General features: G+C 47.8%; 19 protein-coding genes. 2 read left to right on the forward strand and 17 right to left on the reverse strand.

Annotated features, from left to right (window positions below; genetic code table 11):
* Positions 1 to 13 precede the first annotated feature (13 nt).
* Positions 14 to 1,015: a DNA polymerase III subunit delta gene (gene holA, locus AYO36_RS10380; RefSeq protein WP_023467432.1), complete on the reverse strand. Its 1,002-nt coding sequence runs from the start codon at positions 1,013 to 1,015 to the stop codon at positions 14 to 16.
* 100 nt (positions 1,016 to 1,115) lie between these two features.
* Between holA and AYO36_RS16585 the strand changes: the two genes are divergently transcribed.
* Entirely contained in the window at positions 1,116 to 1,277 is a 162-nt protein-coding gene (locus tag AYO36_RS16585; protein ID WP_023467431.1) for a YqzM family protein, read from the forward strand.
* Positions 1,278 to 1,313: 36 nt separating this feature from the next.
* On the opposite strand, the gene AYO36_RS10385 is transcribed toward AYO36_RS16585, so the two are convergent.
* The 15 genes from AYO36_RS10385 to AYO36_RS10455 form a co-directional block, all read right to left on the reverse strand.
* Positions 1,314 to 3,476: a DNA internalization-related competence protein ComEC/Rec2 gene (locus AYO36_RS10385; RefSeq protein WP_064300343.1), complete on the reverse strand. Its 2,163-nt coding sequence runs from the start codon at positions 3,474 to 3,476 to the stop codon at positions 1,314 to 1,316.
* Positions 3,476 to 4,084: a helix-hairpin-helix domain-containing protein gene (locus AYO36_RS10390; RefSeq protein ID WP_064300428.1), complete on the reverse strand. Its 609-nt coding sequence runs from the start codon at positions 4,082 to 4,084 to the stop codon at positions 3,476 to 3,478. Before AYO36_RS10390 ends, AYO36_RS10385 begins: the two co-directional genes overlap by 1 nt.
* Positions 4,085 to 4,312: 228 nt before the next feature.
* Positions 4,313 to 5,041, reverse strand: coding sequence for a class I SAM-dependent DNA methyltransferase (locus AYO36_RS10395; RefSeq protein WP_058704798.1), 729 nt, complete (start codon positions 5,039 to 5,041; stop codon positions 4,313 to 4,315).
* On the reverse strand, positions 5,041 to 5,388 hold the full coding sequence (gene rsfS, locus AYO36_RS10400) for a ribosome silencing factor (RefSeq protein WP_023467427.1): 348 nt from the start codon (positions 5,386 to 5,388) through the stop codon (positions 5,041 to 5,043). Before rsfS ends, AYO36_RS10395 begins: the two co-directional genes overlap by 1 nt.
* A complete protein-coding gene (yqeK, locus tag AYO36_RS10405) occupies positions 5,385 to 5,960 on the reverse strand; it encodes a bis(5'-nucleosyl)-tetraphosphatase (symmetrical) YqeK (RefSeq protein ID WP_023467426.1) in 576 nt (191 codons plus the stop codon). The genes rsfS and yqeK overlap by 4 nt, the downstream gene beginning before the upstream one ends.
* Entirely contained in the window at positions 5,950 to 6,519 is a 570-nt protein-coding gene (gene nadD / locus AYO36_RS10410; RefSeq protein WP_064300344.1) for a nicotinate-nucleotide adenylyltransferase, read from the reverse strand. Before nadD ends, yqeK begins: the two co-directional genes overlap by 11 nt.
* A complete protein-coding gene (gene yhbY / locus AYO36_RS10415; protein ID WP_023467424.1) occupies positions 6,516 to 6,809 on the reverse strand; it encodes a ribosome assembly RNA-binding protein YhbY in 294 nt (97 codons plus the stop codon). Before yhbY ends, nadD begins: the two co-directional genes overlap by 4 nt.
* A gap of 2 nt (positions 6,810 to 6,811) precedes the next feature.
* Complete coding sequence (aroE, locus tag AYO36_RS10420; RefSeq protein WP_064300345.1) at positions 6,812 to 7,600, reverse strand: shikimate dehydrogenase; 789 nt, start codon at positions 7,598 to 7,600, stop codon at positions 6,812 to 6,814.
* Positions 7,600 to 8,709, reverse strand: coding sequence for a ribosome biogenesis GTPase YqeH (gene yqeH / locus AYO36_RS10425; protein ID WP_023467421.1), 1,110 nt, complete (start codon positions 8,707 to 8,709; stop codon positions 7,600 to 7,602). Before yqeH ends, aroE begins: the two co-directional genes overlap by 1 nt.
* Positions 8,710 to 8,852: 143 nt before the next feature.
* Positions 8,853 to 9,437, reverse strand: a complete 585-nt coding sequence (locus AYO36_RS10430) for a YqeG family HAD IIIA-type phosphatase (protein ID WP_023467420.1) — start codon at positions 9,435 to 9,437, stop codon at positions 8,853 to 8,855.
* Between the two features lie 136 nt (positions 9,438 to 9,573).
* Positions 9,574 to 10,923 carry an ArsB/NhaD family transporter gene (locus AYO36_RS10435; RefSeq protein WP_064300346.1) on the reverse strand — a complete coding sequence of 450 codons (1,350 nt, stop codon included), beginning with the start codon at positions 10,921 to 10,923 and terminating at the stop codon, positions 9,574 to 9,576.
* 50 nt (positions 10,924 to 10,973) lie between these two features.
* Positions 10,974 to 11,753, reverse strand: a complete 780-nt coding sequence (locus tag AYO36_RS10440) for a phosphatidylserine decarboxylase (RefSeq protein ID WP_082874228.1) — start codon at positions 11,751 to 11,753, stop codon at positions 10,974 to 10,976.
* Complete coding sequence (locus AYO36_RS10445; RefSeq protein ID WP_050677692.1) at positions 11,746 to 12,234, reverse strand: thioredoxin family protein; 489 nt, start codon at positions 12,232 to 12,234, stop codon at positions 11,746 to 11,748. The genes AYO36_RS10440 and AYO36_RS10445 overlap by 8 nt, the downstream gene beginning before the upstream one ends.
* 13 nt (positions 12,235 to 12,247) lie before the next feature.
* The gene (gene iadA / locus AYO36_RS10450) at positions 12,248 to 13,381 is read right to left on the reverse strand and encodes a beta-aspartyl-peptidase (RefSeq protein WP_064300347.1); all 1,134 of its coding nucleotides are present in this window, start codon (positions 13,379 to 13,381) and stop codon (positions 12,248 to 12,250) included.
* Between the two features lie 63 nt (positions 13,382 to 13,444).
* Complete coding sequence (locus tag AYO36_RS10455) at positions 13,445 to 13,639, reverse strand: YjzD family protein (protein ID WP_023467415.1); 195 nt, start codon at positions 13,637 to 13,639, stop codon at positions 13,445 to 13,447.
* Positions 13,640 to 13,837: 198 nt separating this feature from the next.
* On the opposite strand from AYO36_RS10455, the gene AYO36_RS10460 reads away from it, so the two are divergent.
* Complete coding sequence (locus tag AYO36_RS10460; protein WP_064300348.1) at positions 13,838 to 14,647, forward strand: Cof-type HAD-IIB family hydrolase; 810 nt, start codon at positions 13,838 to 13,840, stop codon at positions 14,645 to 14,647.
* 41 nt (positions 14,648 to 14,688) lie between these two features.
* Here the strand turns inward: AYO36_RS10460 and AYO36_RS10465 are convergent, their stop codons facing one another.
* Positions 14,689 to 15,540, reverse strand: a complete 852-nt coding sequence (locus AYO36_RS10465; protein ID WP_023467413.1) for a YitT family protein — start codon at positions 15,538 to 15,540, stop codon at positions 14,689 to 14,691.
* Positions 15,541 to 15,645: the final 105 nt, after the last annotated feature.

Genomic DNA, 15,645 nt, shown 5'->3' on the forward strand with positions numbered 1-15,645 from the left:
CGTTTGCCTCCTCTTATAGCGTCGCTAAGCGAACGATCAACGCATCGAATAGAATCTTCTTATCACCGCGTCCTGTTTTCATACCTTCATCTGTCGTCGTGATGGCGATTAGTGCTTGCTCGAGCTGCGCAAACGTAAACCGTTTGGCAGACTGGAGTGCCAATTTGATCGCATACGGATGAGCTCCGACTTTTGATGCGATTTGTCGTTCTCCGTATCCTTGTTCTGCTAATCGTTTCGACAGCAACATCATCCGGTATTGGCGTGCCATCAGTCCAAGGAGAGCCAACACTTCCTGTCCTTGTTTTTCAAGGTCGCGAATCAAGCGGATCGCTGGTTCGAGTTGACGCTTCATCAAGTAGTCCGTTAATTGAAAGACGTTGTCCTCTAATGTCCGCGGAACAAGCAAATCGACATCCTCGATTTCGATTGTTGGTCGGTCCCCTGCAAACAACATCAACTTCTCAAGTTCATGGGCTAATGTCCCCCACATCTCAGCAGTCAAGAAAATGAGTCGCTCGATTGCCGGACGTTCCATTCGGTATCCTTTGTCGTTGACAGCATCCAGAACGAAGCGGAACAACTCTTCGGTCGTCGGTTTTTTTGCCTCTAGTACCGTCGCGCGCTCCTTCAATCGTTTGACGACGGTTTTTCGTTCATCGAGCTTTTCTGCTTCGACGATCAAGACAACGACCGCGTAGTCTGCCGGTTGTAGGATATAATCTGCTAACCGTTCGAGATTATGTTGTTTTTTATCTTTCGCTCCTGTCAGAAACGTTGCAGGTTTTGCAACGACGACACGGTAGTCGCTTAAAAAGGGTACCGTCTCCGCTTCATCGAGTACCGCATCAAGCGGTTGGTCGTTCAAATCGATTTTCATATAATCAAAGCGTTCTCCGTCTGGCAGAGCCGCTTTTACGATTTCACGTTCCCATTCTTCTAACAAGTGTCGTTCTGTTCCATATAATAAGTATAAATTCGCTAATTTTCCATTGACGAGCCAAGGAGTTTTCATCATTCCCACCACATTTCACAGTTTGTTCTTAACTTCATCATAGATAATCCTCTTTTATTCCGCTATACTAGAAGCGGAATCTATTAAGGGGGAATGCAGCATGGCACATTCAGTACGCCCACCAAGTGAAAACGCGTTCGAGAACGATATTCAATCAAAACGCAACGATGCGCTCGACTCTGCCGTTGGTTTTGGTGCATCATTCGGCTTCTTCGCAGTCTTGTTCATCATCGGTGTCGCAATTAAGTTCTTAAGTCTATAATCAGTAAAACAGCAACCTTGGGGGGTTGCTGTTTTTTTATTTTATCATAGGTTCACAGCCCGCTGAAGAACAAGTTACACTCCCGTCCTCATCCGTTCGAAAGACGATCCGATCTGTCCCGATCCGCTCAAGCACGTCCGGATGCGGATGCCCGTATCGATTTTTTCGTCCGACTGATAAGATGACAATCTTCGGATTTGTCTTCTGCAAGAGTTCTTCACCGGTCGACGTGTTCGAACCATGATGACCTGCTTTTAGAATATCGATTGGTCCAACGCTTAATTCGTCCTCGATTGCTAGGCCAGCGTCACCCGTCAGTAAAACACGTTGTTTGGCAATCTGTGCAAGTAATATAATAGACCGATCGTTCTCTTCTTCTTCTCGTCCAGTCGGTGCAAGTACCTGCAACCAAGGACGAATCGTTTGCCCCTTTTGAACGAACTCGACACGCGTCCCAGTTGCTTCGATCGAACGAATCAAATCGTTTCGCTTCTCATCCGTGTTGTCATACGCCCCTAAATAAATGGTTTTCACGCGAACTTGACGCAGTAATCCTAGCAGTCCACCGACGTGATCATGATCAGCGTGCGTCACGATGAGACCGTCGATTTCTGCTTCTCCTCGTGTGAATAAAAAGGGCGCGACGATATGACTACCTGGATCGAACGGACGGAGCAGTGGATGCGTCGTTTGCTGATAAACACCACCTGTGTCTACGACGAACGTCTCTCCTGCTTTCTCAAGTACGATACTATCCCCTTGCCCGACATCTAAAAACGTGATTTGTTCAGGTACGCGCCACTCCGTATACCCCCATGCCGTAAGTAAAAGAATCAGCGGGAGTGCATGCCCCCACCATCTCCGCTCAGCAATATACCAAGCGATTCCTGTTCCGACAACGACGATTGTCAAGACGATCGGAGAAAATGCTGGAACGGCAACCATCGCCAACGGCAGATTCTCCGCCAGTCGTAACGCTTGGTCCATCCATTGAATCGCGTACTGATGCGCGATCTGAAACGTTGAACGAATCGGTAAGAACGGGAGTGTCGCCAGAATGAACGATCCCGGCAGAATCACCCACTCAATCCAGCTACCAATCAATAGATTCAACAATGGCGACCAAATTGAAACCGTCGTCTGTTCAATCCCCTGTAAAAAGAGGAGGGTTCCAAACTGTGCCCAAGCACTGATAAGCAGCCAGTTCCAAGGACGACGAACCGAACCCATGAGTCGTCTCGACAGCACAAGAAACAGCGTCAGTCCGACCGTCAATTGAAATCCGATATCGTAAATGACAGTTGGTTGAATCGCTAATTGAAAAGCCGCGACCCCCGCAATGACCTCCACCGGATCTAACGGTTTGTGGAAACGACGACCGAGCAGCAGAATCATCGCGACGAGCACAGCCCGAGTGACTGGAGGACTCCACTCCGTCAACCATCCGTAAATCGGCAGTAAGATCAGAACGATATCAAGTCGTTTTTCTTTTGTCATCCTGATTTTTCGTAAGACGTACAGCAGACTAAACACTAAAAAAGCGATATGTGATCCTGAGATGACGATCGCATGTAATAAGCCGAATTTCTTAAACCGTTCGAGCGTCACTTGATCCATTAATCGATCCTCACCAAATACAAGTGCTTCGACGTAGAATGCTTGCTTTTGTGGTAACAAGTCTTCTATCCGTTTCAACCATGCTTCACGTACCCGTCTTCCTTCTGCCGCATATCCAAGTGTCGGATGACAGGAATCAAACGAACGTACTTCCCACTTTCCAGCGTAACGATTCGTATGCATGAATTGCAGTTCGTCAAAACCTCCCGCATTCGATTGTTGACGGACATCGAGCGGTTCCGTATCGACGTGACAGGAGTAACCGATTCGTTCGTATCCTGTCTCATCTTCTGCAATCGTTGCCGTCAATAGAATCGATTGACCGTTGCTCTCCGCATCATAGCGAATTCGATCCCCATTACGCTTACCTGATAAGATGTCAACAGACGAGACGTCGTGCGGTTCAGGTGACAGATGACCCATTCCGATGAATAGACAACTCAGAATAAACAAAAAGAAAAGACGACTGATTGAAAAAGACCATGACTTCATGATTGCAAAGAGCATCAGGAACACTAACCACCAGATCGATTCTTTAATGGCGACAATGAGTAAGAGAACGAACAGCGTATGAAGTGGCATCAGTAGACGATCAGGTAGGATTTAAGCGATTCTAACGTCTTTTCCCCAAAGCCCTTCACATCTCCGAGTGATTCATACGTCGCAAATCCCCCCTTCTCCTCACGGTAGGCCAAGATCGCTTCTGCTTTGGCAGGACCGATTCCCGGAACCTCCATCAACTGTTCCGCCGTTGCCGCATTGAGGTCAATCAGTCCTTTTGGTATCTCTGCTTTTGAGCGTTTCGTTGGTTTCGGCTGATCTTTCGTCTTTTTTACCGGCACGATGACTTCCTGTCCATCAATGAGACGTGCCGCGAGATTCATTTGTCGAATGTCAGCTTTCTCAGTCGTCTTTGCTTTTTCGATTGCATCCTTCACTCGATCACCGAGGTGGAATTGATAGGGTCCAGGTGCTTCTACCGCCCCTTTTATGTCGACCATGATGAGTTTGTCACGAATCGAGGTCTCCTTTTCTGCTGGCTCTGCTTTTGCCTCTTGTTGTTTATCTGTTAAGGACGGTTGATCGACCATCGCTTCATTCGAACAAGAGGGTAATGGTACGAACAATAAAATGATGAGTAGCAGGACGACGACGAGACCTGCGATTTGTTGCAAACGTGGAACGGTCAAGACGAATCCCTCCTTTTTCCACGACTCTAACAGGTCGCTACGGACTTCAGGAAACGAAGGAATACACACTAACCACTCTTTTACAACATGATACGGTGTGTTATGTCGGATAAAGGTCATACCATCCATACCGTTACTTTGAATTAGCATCTGTTTGACGAACAAAAAATCCGTCTCCTTTAAGCAACACGAATGTGTATCACTTAAAGAAGACGGATGAGATCACTTTTACATTTTTTCAGCAACGAAGAAAATCCGCTCGGCTGTCTCAGAAGGAGCATCCGGTCCAAAATCGCCTGTGACCGCGAGGACCCGGAATCCGGCGTCGCGTAACCATGTCACGTACTGTGCTGGAGGATACGTCCGCTGATGATGCGTTTCATCGACACGCTCATAGCGACCGTCCTCTTCCTCGATGAAGAAAGTCAGTTCATGGACGACAGAAAGCGGTGCTTCACCAGGATCCGCGAACCAGATATACGAACTTTGCTCCGCATGTGTCGCATATGTCTTTCCATTGAACAACGTTTCCATCTTGTATGGAGAGTGTGTATCAAATAAGAGACGTCCACCCTCTTTGAGGATTGCTGCTACATGTGTAAACGTCTGTTTGACATCCTCTTCCGTCCGGAGATAGTTCAAGGAGTCGCATAGGATCGTCACGGCATCGACAGGTGTCGGCAATTCGATTTCGCGCATGTCTTGCGCCCAGAATTGAATGCGTAATCCCTCTTCCATCGCTTTTTCCTGCGCGACTTCGAGCATCTCTTCCGATAAATCGATTCCGAGCATCTCATAGTGTGCCGCTAATGCAAGCGTCGCCGTACCCGTTCCACATCCGATATCAGCAATCGTACTGCCAGTCGGAACGTATGCTTTGACCCAGTCGACCCATTGATCGTACGGGACGTCTTGCATCAATTCATCATAGATGTAGGCGAACTGTTCGTATGCCATTAGTTGACCTCGACTTCAACCTTTGGAGCATCTGCCCAGAGTTTTTCGAGATTATAGTAATCACGATCGTCACGGTGGAAGACGTGAACGACGACGTTTTCAAGATCCGCTAACACCCAACGTGCCGCATCGAATCCTTCGAGACGTTTGATCGGCAGGTTATGTTCGTGCGCGACTTCTTTGAGTTCACGTGCGATTGCCTGTACTTGTTTTTCTGAATTCCCTTCACAGATGACGAAGTAGTCGGCAACTGGTGAGATGCTCGACATATTCAGGACGACGATATCTTCAGCGCGTTTATCGTCGATGGCATTTACGATTAATTGTAATTCTTGTTCGACTGTCATAGGACGGTCCCCTTTCGTTTGGCCGCGACGAAGGCATTATAGGTCTCAATCGTTCGCGGAAAGATGATGGCTTGTTTTTTACATAAAAAATGAATCGTCTGACTGAGTGTTGCGATGACGGCGTCCGTCAAATCCTGCTCCGCTACTTCACGAAGCGCTTCGACACCTGGATAACTGCGATTTGGTTCAATCGCATCCGCGACGAAGATGATTTGATCGAGCAACGGCATACCGGGTGCCCCCGTCGTGTGATTTGCGATCGCTTGATAAATCACGTCTGAATCAAGACCAAGTTCTCGACGGACAAGCTCCGCACCTACTGGCGCATGAAGCAGTTCGTCATCATAATCGAGTAAAACCCGTTGATTCAATTCAACGGCAATCGAACGCATCTCATTCGTATCGCGGTATTTCGCATAATCATGAAGCATAGCAGCAAGTGTTGCTTCTTCTTCGTCAACACCATATTTAAGAGCCAAGTGTCGTGCTGTCTCAACGACACCTAATGTGTGCACATAGCGTCGCTCAGGCAACGTACGCTCAATGATTTGACGTGCTTCTTCAAGGCGCATATAGATTCCACTCCTCAATCCGTTGTCGAACGGCTTCCGGTACAAGGTAGCGAATGCTCCGTCCACGCGCGACCCGTTGCCGGATATCCGTCGAAGAAATTTCTAGCAATGGCATATCGACCGCTTTCACACGGGCACCACGCGGAATCAGATACCGACTGCCCGGTCGAGCGACGGCACCAAAGACGACTTCCTCGTATAACTGTTCGGCTTGATACCACGTATCGAGACTCACGAGTGAATCTGCTCCAATGAGAAATAGAAACTCATGCTCCGGGTACCGGTGCTTGAGTGCACGAATCGTATCATACGTATAGGAAGGCTCTTCGCGCTCAAACTCGATTGCTGAGACGGAAAAAGCAGGATTCAATGCAATTGCTTCTTCTACAAGGCGTAAACGCTTGGTTGCGTCTGTGACTGTACGTTGTTTATGCGGTGGCACATTCGCTGGTACGAACCAGACCGCATCGAGTTCAAGTTGTTCCTGCGCTTGTTCGGCAATCAGGAGATGACCGATATGCGGAGGATCGAACGTTCCGCCCATCAGTCCGATTTTCATCGTGGCAATTCGAGCGTCTTGTTCTCTTTTGATTCTTTATAGAGAACGATGACTTTTCCGATGACTTGAACGAGTTCAGCATTCGTTCCTGCGACGAGTTCTTGTGCGACATCCTTCGGTGCGTCCGCACAATTTTGCAATACTTGTACTTTCAAGAGTTCCCGTTTTTCGAGCGCATCCATCAAATCAGCACACATCGCTTCTCCGACTCCATTTTTACCGACTTGGAAAATCGGGTTTAAGTCGTGAGCTGTCGCGCGTAAAAAACGTTTTTGTTTACCTGTTAACATGATTAAAATTCCTCCAATTGCTTTCGTATCACCTGCTCGCCAAGTGCAAGGTCAGGTGTTTGTCCGGTGAAGCGTTCAAATGCTTCAGCCGCTTGTAAGACGAACATCGGGACGCCGTCAAGTGTGTCGAGACCTTTTTCGGTCGCTTCACGCAATAGACGGGTCGGCGTCGGTCGATAAATAATATCACAAATCAAGGCGTGCGTCTCCGTCAATTCGATCGGACGTGCCTCGATATGTGGCGCCATCCCGACAGAAGTCGTATTGATGATGACGTCGTAACTCGTTAAATCAAATGTTTTTTTCCATGGTAGAACGGTTGCTCCGAATTCATCGGCAACTGCCTTAGAGCGTTCTTCTGTACGATTCGTGATCGTCACATCTCCGGGCAACGCAGCAATGATGCCTCGCGCCGCACCGCCCGCACCAAGAACGAGCGTCTTTTGAAATGACGGACGACGTTCTGTCAACGCGCGGACGAATCCGATTCCATCTGTATTCGCACCAATCAACTGCCCATCCTGCCGATATACCGTATTCACGGCGCCTGCTTTTTGAGCTGCCGGCTCTAGCCGATCCAGATACGGAATGATTGCTGTTTTATGTGGAATCGTCACATTGATTCCGTCTAGCTGATGTGTGCGTAATTTCGTAATGATTTGCGGCAATTGCTGCTCCGTTACATCGATGAGGTCATAACAGCCGAAAAGCCCAGCCGCTTCCAGCCAAGCTGTATGCAGCTCAGGTGAAAGTGAATGGGCAATCGGATGACCGATGACGGCAAAGCGCATCAGACGAGCGCCTCACGTAAGGATACAGCGACACCTTTCGGGGCGTAAGCAGCGACACGTCCACCTTTTCCGTGAACCGCAACCCACCCGAGTCCACTGAAGACGATATCCGTCTTCATGTTGTCGCGGAGGCTGAATTCATGACGGACAAGCGGCGGTAACATCTCACGCGTCTTTTCGTTTGGCGGAGACAACAGCTCACCGTTATGGTTCGCGTATAAATCGTCTGCCTTTTCAAGCTTCGTCCGATGAACTTTCAATTCATTCGACATGTAGATGACGAATGAACGCTTGTTCCCTTCCATATAGTCCAATCGTGCAAGACCTCCGAAGAAGAGTGTCTGTTGCGGATGGATTTGGAAGACTTGTGGCTTGATCTCTTTTTTCGGTGTGATCAGCTTCAAGTCCTTTGCATCAACATAGTGAGCCATCTGATGATGATTGATGATCCCCGGTGTATCATACAGGTTACAGTTATCGTCGAGTGGAATGTCGATCAAGTCTAGTGTCGTTCCTGGGAAGTGACTGACCGTGATGACGGCTTCATCTTCTTCACCGAAGCGTTTGATGACTTGGTTGATCAGCGTCGATTTCCCGACGTTCGTACAACCAACGACATAGACGTCGCGACCTTTTCGATAATAATCGATTTTTTCAGCGAGTTCATCGACTCCGTGCCCTTTTTTCGCACTGATCAGATGAACGTCGACTGGACGTAATCCAAGTTCTTTCGATGCTTGACGCATCCAGTTCATGAGACGGTTCGGGTTGAGTGACTTCGGTAATAAATCGGCTTTGTTCCCGACGAGTAAGACGTCGTTTTTACCGACGAACCGATGTAATCCCGGTAACCAGCTTCCATTAAAATCGAAGATATCAACGATTTTAACGACAAGTGCATCTTTTTGACCGATTCCGTCTAAGATTTTAACGAAATCATCGTCCGATAACGATACATCTTGAATTTGATTGTAGTGCTTTAATTTAAAGCAACGTTGGCAAATGACCATTTCACGATCAAGTGCAGATTTAGGTGCGTATCCTGGTGCTTTTGTGTCTTCCGTTTGAATGGCGACACCACAGCCAGCGCAGTGGATTTCTTCGATCATATTATGTTGAGCCGCATGCGGGAACGATATCCCTTCTCTTTTCACCGTAGCGCCCTGCTCGCTACTCCAAGAGCGTAACTTCCGACCTCTCGCCGTACATGTTGCGACTGCTGCCTTCCCTTTCATCTACCGATCTGACAGGGTTATTGTTGCTTATCCTGACGAAGTGTTTCGATCGGATGCTCCAGTGCAGAAGGATCTTCCTTGACGCGTTGTGTCAATTTATAGATTCCTTTGCGTTTCATCCGGCGGAAAATGACACGTTCCATCAGGCGATTGAATTTCGTGACGACACCGTCCGTCTTAACGACAGGTTGAACGTGGATGACTTCGATTCCAACGGAGTTTGCACCGAGTACATCCGTAAAGAGTTGGTCTCCTAAGAAGACAACTTCCTTCGCATGATAACCGAATTCCGTCAATGCTCGTTTAAACCCGATAGGAAGCGGTTTTCGAGCAGGCGCAATATAATGCAATCCGAGTGGATCCGCGAACTTCTTGACGCGGTCTCCGTTATTGTTCGATACGATGATGACGTCGAAACCATATTGATTATTCACCATATCCAGCCAAGCAACCAATTCGTCTGGAGCATCTGCGATATTCCATGCGACGAGCGTATTATCAAGATCGGTCAAAATCGCTTTGACACCGTTTCGTTTGAGCATTTCAAGGTCGATATCGTAGATCGAAGCCACGAAATGTTTCGGATAAAGTCGTTTGAACAAGAATAAAACCTCCAGATAATGGTCTAGCTCTATAGTTAAGTTTAAGAAACAGTTATGCTCTTATCGTTCGATTATAGCACAATCAGGTAGTAAGAGCGACGCACAAAAGAAAACGGAAGGTCCACCTTCCGTTTTCTTAATAATATCGAATCCACAGATAGAGTTGCGATAGAATCAACGTTACGATCGTGATCGGTGCTCCATAAATCAAAAAGCGCATATAGGTAAATTTTTCACCTTGTCGTGTCGCGAGACCCGCGACGATGACGTTCGCCGATGCACCGATCAATGTCCCGTTACCACCGAGACAGGCACCGAGTGCGAGGGACCACCATAACACGTCCACTTTCGCATCTGCTGATGATAATCCAATTCCAGCAGCTACATCATTGATGAGTGGAATCATCGTCGCGACGAACGGGATGTTATCAATCGTCGCACTGGCGATACCAGACAACCAAAGAACAGCAGTCGCTGTCGTCTGAATATCGCCACCTGTCAAATCAATCGTCTTTTCAGCGAGGTAGCGGATGATGCCCGCTTCTTGGATCCCGCCGACGAGCACGAACAGTCCGGCGAAGAAAAAGATTGTCGTCCACTCGATACGGGCAAAGATTCCCTCTAACTGATGATCGTTTTCAATCGTCAGCAGCATCAGAACGGTCGCTCCAAGAATCGCGATCGCTGGTGCTTCGAGATGAAGTCCGATTCGATCAAGCACCGGATGTAACACGAACAGCGCAATCGTACTGACGAGAACGATACTACTTCGCGTGACCAATTTTCGACTGACGATATAACTCTTCTCATCGATTTCCATCAGTTTTTGTCGATCTTCCGCTTCGACATGCAACTGCTTCCGGAAGATGAAATACAGGATGCCGATCGTTACGACCGTGATGACGAGGATAATTGGTGCAAGATTCACTAAAAAGGCATTGAACGTCAAATGTGGATTTGCGGCACCAATCATGATATTCGGTGGATCCCCAATCAAGGTCGCCGTCCCACCGATATTCGCAAATAGGACTTCTGCGAGCAAGAACGGAAACGGCACGATTTTAAGTATCTTCGTAATCGAAAATGTGATCGGAACGATCAATAGAACCGTCGTGACGTTATCAAGGAATGCCGATCCAAGTGCCGTCAATGCGGACAGTAAAATCAATACCTTGATCGGATCTCCTTTCGTCGTCTTCGCAGCGCGGATTGCAATGTATTCGAACAAGCCAGATTGATTGGCAATCGTGACAAGAATCATCATGCCGATCAATAAGACGATCGTTCCCCATTCAATATATTCAAACAATGCGGTCTCGAGATCCACGATACCGATGATGACCATCGCGAGCGCTCCAAGCAAGGCGACGATCGCCCGACTTACTTTTTCACTGATGATGAAGCCATAGGTCACTAAAAAAATGATGAGTGCGATATACGTTTGGACCTGTGTACTTCCGATTTCTGCTAATGCCAGTGCCGGCATGATTCATTCCTCCTAAACGTAAGGAGACGCCCAAAACGGGCGCCTCGCTTTCATGAATGCCATTGTCCGAGGCGCTGCCCCATTAAAACTGGTCCAATCGCCTGACTGTCTAACGTCAATGCGTCTTTCGGACAAATCAGGACGACCGTCGAACCGAATGAGAAGTATCCAAACTCATCCCCGCGACGAAGGTCCTTCGACTCGTTCGTCCGAACGATCGAGTTAACGTTCAGTGCGCCGACCATGACATGTTCAAGCGCATGTTTCCCTTGGACGATGCGCGTCACACGACGGTAGTTCCGCGTCAATGGACGAAGCGCATGTGTGAGACCGATCTCATTCACTGGTGCTGAATCGCGACCGAGCGTATAGCTCGTCCGGACTGTTCCATCCATCGGCACATGAACACGATGGTAGTTTTGCGGACTTAAGTAAAAGATCATCACACGTCCACCAACGTATTGCTGTGCCTCGTGATGGGAACCGAGTAACTCAGATACCGTATACGATTGTCCTTTGACAGTAAATCGGCTATCAGCCGTCAAGTCGTCAACGACGGATAGCACACCGTCACACGGACTGACGAATGCGCCATCTGATTGATCAATCGGTCGCATTTCCGGTTTGACATGACGAATGAAAACGTCATGTAAACTCGAATACGCTTCTAAATTCCGAGTCGCTTCTGTCATATTTAGATCGTATGCCTGAACGAACGGACGGATGAATGGACGACTGATACGGCTCATCGCAAAACGTTTCAGTTGTTTGGCAACAAGCGGGTGTCCATTTAATTCGAACACGCGAGAGTAAAACCATTTTTTAATCATTGAGATCACCGGATGATTCTTCTTTTGAGTCCTTTACGTCTTTTCCAGCGAAGAACTCTTTATAGCTGTCTTCCGTTTGCTCTCCTGCTACACGTCCGACTTCCTTACCATCCTTAAAATGAACAACCGTCGGTGTACCCTCGATGCCAAACGTGTCCCAAGCCGACTGTTCGACAGCAAGATCAATCTGTTCGAATGGGATGTCCTGTTTTTCACCAAGCGGGACGAGATATGGTTTTACTTTTTCACAGTGAGAACAACCTGTTTGATAGAAATACGTATAGAATTCATCACCGGATTTTACTTTATCTGCGACTTGTGTAGCCGTTAGGTTGCCGTTCTTCGATGCAGAATCTTCTCGATCCGTGAAGACGAGAAGTAATCCTCCCACCAATACGATCAAGGCGATGACTCCGGCTGTAATCCAATTCGCCTTGGATTGCGGTTTTTTCGTGTTTTTACGTTTCGACTTCTTTGACACGTCTATCCCTCCGTCATTCTGGTATTAGCCATTTTTTCTGAACCATTATAGCATGACCATTCGCAAGAATCGTATCGATTTGCAAAGCGTCATCAATCAGTAACAGATCCGCTCGTTCTCCAACCGCTATTCGCCCGCCCGGTATACCATATGCATCCGCGACATATCGCGTGATCGTCGCGATTGCCTGATCAAAAGTAACACCATGCTCCACTGCATCGCGTACGGCTTGCATCAAGGAAGAGGGTTTTCCTGTATCAATTCGCACTAATCGACCTGCCTCATCAAATGCCGGAAGACTTGCGCCAGCGTCGCTCGACATCGTGATCTGCTCGAGTGGAATTCCCGCTACTAAAGCACGGGCGACAGCCTGTCCTGCTGGAATCTCGCCTTCCGCAATGAAGCTTTCCGTCGTACACGTCGTAAAATCGATCCGTCCTCCCCGTTTCGCCCAGGCGAGTCCTGCCTCAAAAATCCGTTCACTCCGATTGATATGTGTCGGAAGGAATTGTTGAATCGGTAGATCGGTCGTGTCGATCACTTCATGTAATAGATCGAGCCCTTGTTTCCCGTCTCCGATATGGACGTTCATCGTTCCCGACACGCCTTTGACCATGCCGGCAATTCGGCCTTCTGACGCTAATCGCGCGAGTTCATGAGCCGTCGGTTGTGTCGATCGGTGATCGTTGATGGCAATCTCTCCGATACCAATCACTTCATTGATGAGGACGATATCATGTCCTGTCGATTGCGTCAGGAAGACCGGCGGAACCATATAACTTCCGCTTAATAGAAAGGGACGGATACCAGATGGAGCATATCCCCGTACGTGTGCCAGTAGGTCAATTCCTGTTCGTGTCCAACCATCCGTTCCGAGTAATCCAACGACCGTCGTGACACCGCCTTCGAATATGTCACGAACAGTCAACGGAGCCGTTCGCGTGGCAAATCCACCTTCTCCACCTCCACCAATCGGATGTAAGTGTCCGTCGATGAATCCGGGGACTAGCCGTTTGTTGCGACCATCAATCCGTTGCGTGATCAGTGCTTCATCTATGGTGTAGGAACCGATTCCGATGATCTGATTCCCTGCGATGTAGACATTTTGCGGCATCTCTTGCCACAGAACCTGTTCGATGACGATCATCGTTCATTCCTCCTTAAGACAAAAAGCGAGCCTATCGCCCAAGTGACGACATCTCGCTTTTCCTTATTCTGCCTTAGTCCCTTGACCAAGACCTAAATCTTCATTGACGGCATCGAGTGCGAAGACGACAAGTGAAGTGACGACAGACATAGCTGTCGCGAATCCGAAGCTATACGTTACTGCATCAACTGCCGATACGATGAACACAGCCGTGTTCACGAGTAAGAATGACCAAAAGAATGTAACGAGAAAACGCATGATTTCCCCTCCGTTTCCATAACGTACTATAGAGTTATCCTACGATTTGTAGTATACCATTTTTTAATCCAAGCAACAGCTTTTCTCTAATTATTTCAAGCGCTTTCTTTTCCTTGAAAAACTTAATCGTTTCATACGAAGGACAATCGCTTCATATGCTACAGTAGAATTAACGAAAAGAAAGCGGAGGATTTCATCATGACCCGTCACTTAATCGCTGTCGATCTCGACGGCACCCTTTTAAAAGATGATAAGACAATCAGCCCTGCGAACATCGCTGCGCTCCAGCGTGCGCGTGCGAATGGTCACGAAGTCGTCATCGCAACTGGACGACCATTTCGTCACGCTCGAAAATATTACGAACAGCTCGGTTTAACGACACCGATCGTTAACTTTAACGGTGGTCTCGTTCATCACCCGCAAGACATCCACTTTGAAGTTCAGCATCATCCGATTCCATTAAAAACTGTTCAACATATTTTAGAATCTGTCGCTGAGACGAAAACACAAAACATCGTCTGCGAAGTCACGGATCATGTCTATTTTCAATATGATCCGGTTGGCATTTACGAATTCTATACCGACCATGCCTTATCCGTCACGACCGGAGATTTACGAAAGGTGCTTATGCATGAACCAACATCTCTTTTGATTCACGCAAAAGGAGAACACGTCGATGAGATCCGCTCCGAACTATCTGGTATCCATGCTGAGACGGTACTCAATCGTCAATGGGTGAAACCTGAATTCATGGTCGAAGTGATGCGAAAAGGTACAAGCAAAGCGGTCGGTCTTGCCCATATCGCCGACCACCTTGGAATTGACTCTAAACAAATCATTGCTTTCGGTGATGAGGAAAACGATTTAGAGATGATCGAGTATGCTGGACATGGTGTCGCGATGGGTAATGCCATCCCCGCGCTGAAGCATCTGGCAAACGGCACGACGAAGCGAAATGAGGATGACGGGATCGCGTATTACTTGAAACACGTCCTCGGGCTCGCATGAAAACAGATAAAGAGGCTGACTTTTGAGTCAGCCTCTTTTCATTATCCTTTTCGGAAGTATCCGACGACCGAGTCCGTTGCGACGACGTTGATGAAGACTGTCTCGTCCGCTTCCCGGCAAATTCGTTCAATGTCCCGCAATTCGTGACGCTCGATGACCATCATCAACGTCGCTTTTTCAGCTCGCGAATACGTTCCAATCGAAGGAATTTGCGTGATTCCTCGGATGATATGCTGATGCAAAGCCGTCGTGATGTCATCCGCATGATTCGTGACGATGAAAATCGTTAGACGCTGATTGCTCGTATGAATCTCATCGACGACCTTAGACGTCACGTAGATGAAGACGATTGTGTATAAAGCAGTCGACCAACCGAACAACGCTCCTGCTAATAATGCGATTAAAAAATTCAAGACGAACAGATACAAGCCGACACTGCGATCGGAGAAACGAGCAAAGATGAGGGCGACGATATCAAACCCACCCGTCGAAGCACCGAACTTAATCGTGATACCGGTACCGATCGCAAGCAAAACCCCTCCAAACACTGCATTCAGTGTTTGATCACCTGGTATGACAGCATATTGAGGAATAAGACCAATAAAAATCGTCGTTGCCAAGACCGAAACCAACGTAATGATTGTAAAACTCCGACCTAACATGATCCATGCGAGCACGATCAAAGGGATGTTCAACGCCAAGAACCAGACGTTTTCACCAAACGCAAATGCTGTATTTTGAAGGACTTGCGTCAAGATTTGGGCAAGTCCTGTAAATCCAGTCGAATATACACCACTCGGAATCAAAAACCAGTTCATGGCAACGGCGATGACGAATCCCCCAATCGAAGCCACGATCACTTTTAACATACTTTCCTTTACTACTGCTGTCACACGCCGTTCTCCTCTCATTCATAACTATCTTGAAACACTTTAGCACATTCAAATGTCGTCGGATAGTCAAGATTTCCAAAGATTGATGTTCTTTTTCATGATGGC

Origin of the sequence: Exiguobacterium sp. KKBO11, assembly GCF_001644945.1 — a bacterium.
GTDB lineage: Bacteria > Bacillota > Bacilli > Exiguobacteriales > Exiguobacteriaceae > Exiguobacterium_A > Exiguobacterium_A abrahamii.

Coding starts and splice junctions, on each gene's coding strand:
- holA (WP_023467432.1), bottom strand. CDS start 1,015: ATGAAAACTCCTTGGCTCGTCAATGGAAAATTAGCGAATTTATACTTA.
- AYO36_RS16585 (WP_023467431.1), top strand. CDS start 1,116: ATGGCACATTCAGTACGCCCACCAAGTGAAAACGCGTTCGAGAACGAT.
- AYO36_RS10385 (WP_064300343.1), bottom strand. CDS start 3,476: ATGCCACTTCATACGCTGTTCGTTCTCTTACTCATTGTCGCCATTAAA.
- AYO36_RS10395 (WP_058704798.1), bottom strand. CDS start 5,041: ATGGCATACGAACAGTTCGCCTACATCTATGATGAATTGATGCAAGAC.
- rsfS (WP_023467427.1), bottom strand. CDS start 5,388: ATGACAGTCGAACAAGAATTACAATTAATCGTAAATGCCATCGACGAT.
- yqeK (WP_023467426.1), bottom strand. CDS start 5,960: ATGCGCCTTGAAGAAGCACGTCAAATCATTGAGCGTACGTTGCCTGAG.
- nadD (WP_064300344.1), bottom strand. CDS start 6,519: ATGAAAATCGGACTGATGGGCGGAACGTTCGATCCTCCGCATATCGGT.
- yhbY (WP_023467424.1), bottom strand. CDS start 6,809: ATGTTAACAGGTAAACAAAAACGTTTTTTACGCGCGACAGCTCACGAC.
- aroE (WP_064300345.1), bottom strand. CDS start 7,600: ATGCGCTTTGCCGTCATCGGTCATCCGATTGCCCATTCACTTTCACCT.
- yqeH (WP_023467421.1), bottom strand. CDS start 8,709: ATGATCGAAGAAATCCACTGCGCTGGCTGTGGTGTCGCCATTCAAACG.
- AYO36_RS10435 (WP_064300346.1), bottom strand. CDS start 10,923: ATGCCGGCACTGGCATTAGCAGAAATCGGAAGTACACAGGTCCAAACG.
- AYO36_RS10440 (WP_082874228.1), bottom strand. CDS start 11,753: ATGATTAAAAAATGGTTTTACTCTCGCGTGTTCGAATTAAATGGACAC.
- iadA (WP_064300347.1), bottom strand. CDS start 13,381: ATGATCGTCATCGAACAGGTTCTGTGGCAAGAGATGCCGCAAAATGTC.
- AYO36_RS10455 (WP_023467415.1), bottom strand. CDS start 13,639: ATGCGTTTTCTCGTTACATTCTTTTGGTCATTCTTACTCGTGAACACG.
- AYO36_RS10460 (WP_064300348.1), top strand. CDS start 13,838: ATGACCCGTCACTTAATCGCTGTCGATCTCGACGGCACCCTTTTAAAA.